4 protein-coding genes are annotated in these 5,520 nt (G+C 71.3%); 1 reads left to right on the top strand and 3 read right to left on the bottom strand.

The genetic code is table 11. The features are described from left to right. Positions 1-171: 171 nt before the first annotated feature. Both ACTIGN_RS15925 and ACTIGN_RS15920 read right to left on the bottom strand, forming a co-directional pair. Positions 172-1,125, bottom strand: coding sequence for a catalase family peroxidase (locus ACTIGN_RS15925; RefSeq protein WP_439625542.1), 954 nt, complete (start codon positions 1,123-1,125; stop codon positions 172-174). A gap of 207 nt (positions 1,126-1,332) precedes the next feature. After that, a complete protein-coding gene (locus tag ACTIGN_RS15920) occupies positions 1,333-2,763 on the bottom strand; it encodes a TolC family protein (RefSeq protein WP_439625540.1) in 1,431 nt (476 codons plus the stop codon). A gap of 324 nt (positions 2,764-3,087) precedes the next feature. On the opposite strand from ACTIGN_RS15920, the gene ACTIGN_RS15915 reads away from it, so the two are divergent. Beyond that, positions 3,088-4,368 (top strand): BBP7 family outer membrane beta-barrel protein, encoded by a 1,281-nt coding sequence (locus tag ACTIGN_RS15915; RefSeq protein WP_439625538.1) that lies wholly within the window; start codon positions 3,088-3,090, stop codon positions 4,366-4,368. Positions 4,369-4,476: 108 nt separating this feature from the next. Here the strand turns inward: ACTIGN_RS15915 and ACTIGN_RS15910 are convergent, their stop codons facing one another. Then, on the bottom strand, positions 4,477-5,340 hold the full coding sequence (locus ACTIGN_RS15910) for a DUF6159 family protein (protein WP_439625536.1): 864 nt from the start codon (positions 5,338-5,340) through the stop codon (positions 4,477-4,479). Positions 5,341-5,520 lie beyond the last annotated feature (180 nt).

Below are 5,520 nucleotides of genomic sequence, written 5' to 3'. Positions count from 1 at the left end.
GAGGTGGGGCGCGCCGGGCTTCTCGCAAGCCCGGCGTGACGGTGAGGCAAGAACGAGGGTCGGCCGCCCCCACCTCGCCCCGTTCCGACGGGGAGAGGTCGCGACCCGGCTCTGCGGGTCGCGGGTGAGGGGTCTTCAGCGCTTCGGAGCCCCCGTGGCTCGAACGCTCCCTTACTTCTTCGCGTCGCCGGCGGCGGAGCGGCGGCGGCGGCCGCTCAGCAGGTAGATGTCGGCGCGGACATCGGTCAGCGGGTCGCCGGCCGAGTCGATGCCGTCCACCCGCGGGAGCGGGTCGAAGATGATCTTCCGCAGCTCCGGTTCCTGGTCGTCGAGAACAGTCGTGAGGGTGATCGTGCCGAACGGCACTTCGGGGCGGCTGTCCGGCCAGGTCACGCTCGCGTTGGTCACGTCGTCGCCCGGTTCCGCGATCTGCACGAACACGCCGAGCGTCACCGGTTCCTTCGCGAGCCGCTCGCGGAGTTCGTCGAACAGGAAGTTCGGCGACTTCTTGGCCGCGTCGGCGTCGGACAGGTGCTCGACCCCGGCCGCGGGGCGGACGCGGAACCGGCCGTGCTTCGTCGTGCCGTCGGCCGCGGTAAAGATGAACGCGGTGATCGCGAAGAACGCCTCGCGGGCGAAGCTCGTCGGGATCGGCTTCGGCGATTCCACGAACGCCTTGGCCTGCGGGTGCGAGGCGAGGAACGCGCCGATCGCCTCGGGCTTCCCGGCCCCGGCCGCTGCCGCGCCGCGGAGGAACTCGACGAACTCCTCGCCGGTGCGGACCGGGAACCCGTTCGTGGAGTGCGCGACGATGTCGGTGTGCGCGTGCGCGCCGAGGTTGAAGCGGACCGCGATGCCGCGGGGGCCGGACTTCGCCGGGTCGTTATCCGGGACGGTCGGCACGCCGGTCGAGTCGGAGTAGCGGACGACGACCGGCGTGGACGGCCGGTTGGCGTGCGGGGCGCGGGTGAGCCTCGCGGCCTCCGGCGACGGCGCGAACGTGCCGCCGCACATGATCCCCTTGGCGTGCGCCGGGCGGAACCCGGGGTGCAGCCCCGAGAGCGCGTCGAGGGCGTCGAGCAGTTGCTGCGAGAGGGCGTGGTTGTCGATGGTGCCGACCGGCATGTGCGGGCTCCGGGAACTGATGCGGGCGAGCGTGGAACAGTCACAGGATACCCGCCGGCCGAGCGGGGCTTGAAGTGAATTCGGCGCGTGGGCGGAGGGCGAGCGGCGTTGCGGGAGCGGTTGCGAGGGGTGCGTGGTCCTGGCGAGCCGGGAGCGTCAGTGACCGGAGTCACCTAACTGGCGCTCCCGGCTCGCTGCGCGGTCGGTTCACGGTTTCGGCGGCTCCGGCGGCTTCATCGGCGGGGCGGGCGGGGCCGGGGGCCACGCTTCTTCGAGGAGCAAGCCGGACAACTCGGCGGCGGCCTTCCACGCCTCGGACAGTGCACGGTTCCGCTCCAACCGCAACTCGGCCATCGTGCGCTGGGCCTCGATCACCCGAAGGTACTCGAACTGGCCGCCCTTGAAGGCGTCGAGCGACAGCTTGAACGTCTCCTCGGCCCGCGGGATCAGCTCCGTGCGGTACCGCTCCGCCCGTTCCCGGGCCGCGGCGTACGTCTGGAACGCGGTCGCCACGCGGTCGGCGAGTTCGTTCTCCACCTGGGTCACGTTCAGGGCCGCCCGCGCGAGTTCGGCCTTCGCCTCGCGGATGTTCCCCTGGTTCCGGTTCCACACCGGGAGCGGCATGCTCAGGGCGGCCGTGCCGTCGTACGACTTGTTCTCGAACTGGCGGACGAACCCGCCCAGGACCGTGACGTTCGGGATCGGCTCGGCCTCGGCCCGGCGGACCGCCGCCTGCGCGCGGTCGATGCCGACCTTCGCGGTCCGCACGTCCGGGTGCGTCGCCAGCACCGCCACCCGGGTCGCCTCCAGGTCGTAGTCCGGGAGCCCGTCGAGCGAGCCCGCGACCGCCGCGATCGGCAGCGCGCTGTTCCCCGCGGTCGCGGCCAGCCTTCGGTACGCGGCCGGCAGCTCCTTCTCCACCGAGTGTAGGTCGGTCTGGATCCGCTCCCGCTCGATCTCGATCTGTATCAGGTCGAGCTTGGCGATCTTCTGGGCCTTGAGGAGGACCCGGCCGTTCTCGACCGACTCGTCGGCGAGCCGAGCGAGTTCGGCGAGCACCCCGATCCGCTGCTGGAGCGCGAGGGCCTGGTAGAAGTCGGCCCGGACCGCGGCGGCGACCGCGTACCGCTCGCCGAGCAGGCCGAGGGCCGCCTGGTCCACCTCCCGGGCCGCGACCGCCTGCGAGAGCTTCAGCTTCTTGCCCGTAACAATGGTCTGCGTGAGCCGCGGGACGGACAGGATGCCGGGGCCGGTGCGGTCCCCGATCTCGTCGTAGCTCGCGGCGAGTTCCGGGTTCGGGTACAGCCCGGCCTGAACGAACCGCCCCTGGGCGGCGTCGATGGCGATGGTCGCGCGGCCGATTCGCGGGTTCTGGGCCACCGCGAACCCGACGAACTCGTCCACGCGGCTGAGTGGCTGGGTGTGTTGCGGGTCGGCGGGGACCTCTGCGCTCGCCTGCACGACCGCCCCAACGGGGTCGGTGCGGCGCGCGACGTGCGGCTTCTGACCGGGCACGCGGTGCCCGAGCGGGTCGGCCGGCGGGGGCGGGAGTTCGCGGTCGAGGTACGACTTCACCCCGGTGCAGCCGAGGCCGCCGCTCAGCGAGGCCAGCAGAACGGCTTTGACTATCCGCCTCATGCGACGCCCGGGGACTTCAGGAAATCCGACGCACCACATCACACATCGACACGCCGCGATCGGCACCGTGAGCAAAGTTGATCGGACCCGAACCGGTGCCGCGCGGCCGACGGGTTCGCGAGAGTCGGTTCCTCGCTCCGCGAGGGGCACCGGCGGCGCTCCGAGCCTCGACCGGGTGCGCCGTTGCTCCGGAGTGCGACTCGCGGAGCGAGCCGCCTCCTTTACCCAGCTTCTCGACGCGGCCGCGCCCGTCTCCTCGGTTCATCTGGACAGCGGCTGGTCAGTGTGGCATACGGCGGGCGTCACCTGATGAGAGGGGTTGGTATGCGTGCGGTGTGGGTCGCCGTCGCGTTCGCGTTCGCCGGCGCTGCCGATCGCGCCGCCGCGCAGGAACTGCCGCCGGTCGCGCCCGGCCCCGGCGACGGCCCGTCGCTGCCCGGCGGCACCGAGGTGTCGCGGCCGCTCACGCCCGTCGAGATCGCGCCGCCTATCCCCGCGAAGCCCGAGCCGCTCCCCGAAGGGGTCGAGCGGGTCGAGGAGGTGGTGAAGCAGAAGTGCCGGCCCCGCGGGCCGCTCGGCCCGAACTGGGACGGCATGGAACTGCTGCTGTGGTGGCCGAAGGCCGCGCCCGTCCCGGCGCTCGTCACCGCGACCCGCGCCGGCGGCCCGCCCGCACTCAGCAACTCGAACACGCTCGTGGTCGTCGGCGGCCGCTCGCTGAGCGACCAGGCCATCGCCGGCGGCCGGTTCACCCTCGGCGCGGCGCTCGACGACTCGCAGACCGTCGGCGCGGAACTCGTGTACTTCTTCCTCGGCAGCCGGACGTTTAAGGCGACGGTCCACGGCACCGGGAACAACCGCATCCAGTCCCTCGGCCTACCGTACACCGACGCGACCACGGGGCTCGAAGCGGCGTTCGCGTCGGCCGCGCCGAACGTGGCCACGGGCTCGGTCCACGTCACGACGAGCCTCCGCATGCAGGGGGCCGAGGCGAACGGGGTCGCGAACCTGTGGGACACGAACGGGTTCAAGCTCAACGGCCTGGCCGGGTACCGGTTCCTCCAGGTGAACGAGGGGCTCACGGTCGAGCAGCGGCGGTTCGCGCCGGCCGGCAGCGGGACCATCTACGACGAGTTCACGGGGCACAACCGGTTCCACGGCGGGCAACTCGGCCTGAACGCGAACGTGAAGCACGGGGCCGTGTTCTGCGAGGTGACCGGGAAGGTGGCGCTCGGCCAGACGTTCGAGGTGGTGCGGATCGACGGGGCGACGGCGCTCGGCGAGGTCGTGCCCGGCGGCGTCTACACCTCGGCGACGAACATCGGCCGGTACACCCGGAGCGCGTTCGCGGTCGCGCCCGAGGGGACGTTCAAGCTCGGGGTGTGCCTGAGCGACTCGGGGCGGCTGTTCGTGGGGTACAACTTCCTGTACCTGAGCGAGGCGGTGCGGCCCGGCGACCAGATCGACCGCACCCTGACCCCGGCGAACGTGGCGGCGCTGAACCCCGGCGGCGCGCTCGTCCCCGGCGACCGCCCGCGGCCGCTGTTCAACTCCTCCGACTTCTGGGCGCAGGGGTTCACGATCGGACTGGAGACGCGGTACTGAAGGGGACATTGGACGTGGGTGGTGGGAGATGGTAAAGGCACGAGCCGCGGGGGTGATCCCGCGGCTCGTGTCTTTACCAACGACCAATTTCCAACGTCCCACCCCCACTCACCGGTTCTTCGACTGGAACGCGCCCTCGAACTGGTCGGCGCTGAAGCCCGCCGGCACGTTGCGGTCCGCGGCGTACTGGTACAGCGCGGCGAGCAAGATCGTGTTCAGCGCCGAGCTGACGGCCATGTGCAGCAGGGCCGCGACCACGCCGACCGCGATCAGCGCCGCGCCCACCGGCACCGCACCCTTCGCGAGCAGCAGCCCCCCGCCGACGAACAGCAGGACCACCGGGATCGCGAGCAGGAACAGGAAGAAGTTGATCCCCATGCGCCCGACGAGCGCCTCGCCCCACGTCTGCCGCACCAGCGACACCGACCGCCCGACCGACGCGAGCGGCCCGGTCTGCTCGACCACCAGGACCGGCACGACGAAGAACGTCATCACCGACCACGCGGTCCCGAGGACCAGCGAGATGTAGTACCCGGCGTCCTCGTAGGCGCTCTCGATGACCTGGAGCAGCACGCCGACGGTCGCGGACACGAGCGCCCACGCGAGGATCTGCGGCAACCGGGCCATCGCCATGCCGAACCCCGCCGACAGGCTCGGCTCGCGGCCGTTGAACCGCATCATCGCGCAGCTCACGAGCGCCGCGTTACAGAAGATCATCACGAAGTAGGTGGCGAAGTAGAACCCGAACCCGACCGCGTACACCCACGCGGGCGGCTTGCCGTTGTGGTGCTCGGCGTGCTGCTTCACCTGCGCCCAGTCCACGAGCGTGGCGAGCGGCACGGCGAAGCTGGCGACGACCAGCACGAACATCAGCCCGCTGACGAGCGGGAACCAGATGAGCTTCTTGTCCTGCGCGAGGACGCCCCACGAACTGCGGGCGAGTGACATCCCGTTCGAGAGCTTGTCGAACATGGCGGCGGGGACTCCGGATTGAGGGCGGTTGGAACGCGGGAAGTCTACCACACGCGGTCCGGCGAGCGACACCGCGGTAGGAGGGGTTCACCCGTTCTTCGCCCGTCACCTGTCCAGATTAGCGCGAATCCCGCGAAGTGGGCGAGCCGGGGGCGTGAGCGACCGGAGCAACGTTGCTCC

This window comes from Gemmata sp. (assembly GCF_051859125.1).
GTDB lineage: Bacteria > Planctomycetota > Planctomycetia > Gemmatales > Gemmataceae > Gemmata.
The sequence above is the reverse complement of the archived record's forward strand: the minus strand, read 5'-3'. Positions and strand labels throughout refer to the sequence as shown.

What these genes read in the sequence shown, in the direction of transcription:
- ACTIGN_RS15910 (WP_439625536.1), bottom strand. Translation starts at nt 5,340, where the DNA reads ATGTTCGACAAGCTCTCGAACGGGATGTCACTCGCCCGCAGTTCGTGG.
- ACTIGN_RS15925 (WP_439625542.1), bottom strand. Translation starts at nt 1,125, where the DNA reads ATGCCGGTCGGCACCATCGACAACCACGCCCTCTCGCAGCAACTGCTC.
- ACTIGN_RS15920 (WP_439625540.1), bottom strand. Translation starts at nt 2,763, where the DNA reads ATGAGGCGGATAGTCAAAGCCGTTCTGCTGGCCTCGCTGAGCGGCGGC.
- ACTIGN_RS15915 (WP_439625538.1), top strand. Translation starts at nt 3,088, where the DNA reads ATGCGTGCGGTGTGGGTCGCCGTCGCGTTCGCGTTCGCCGGCGCTGCC.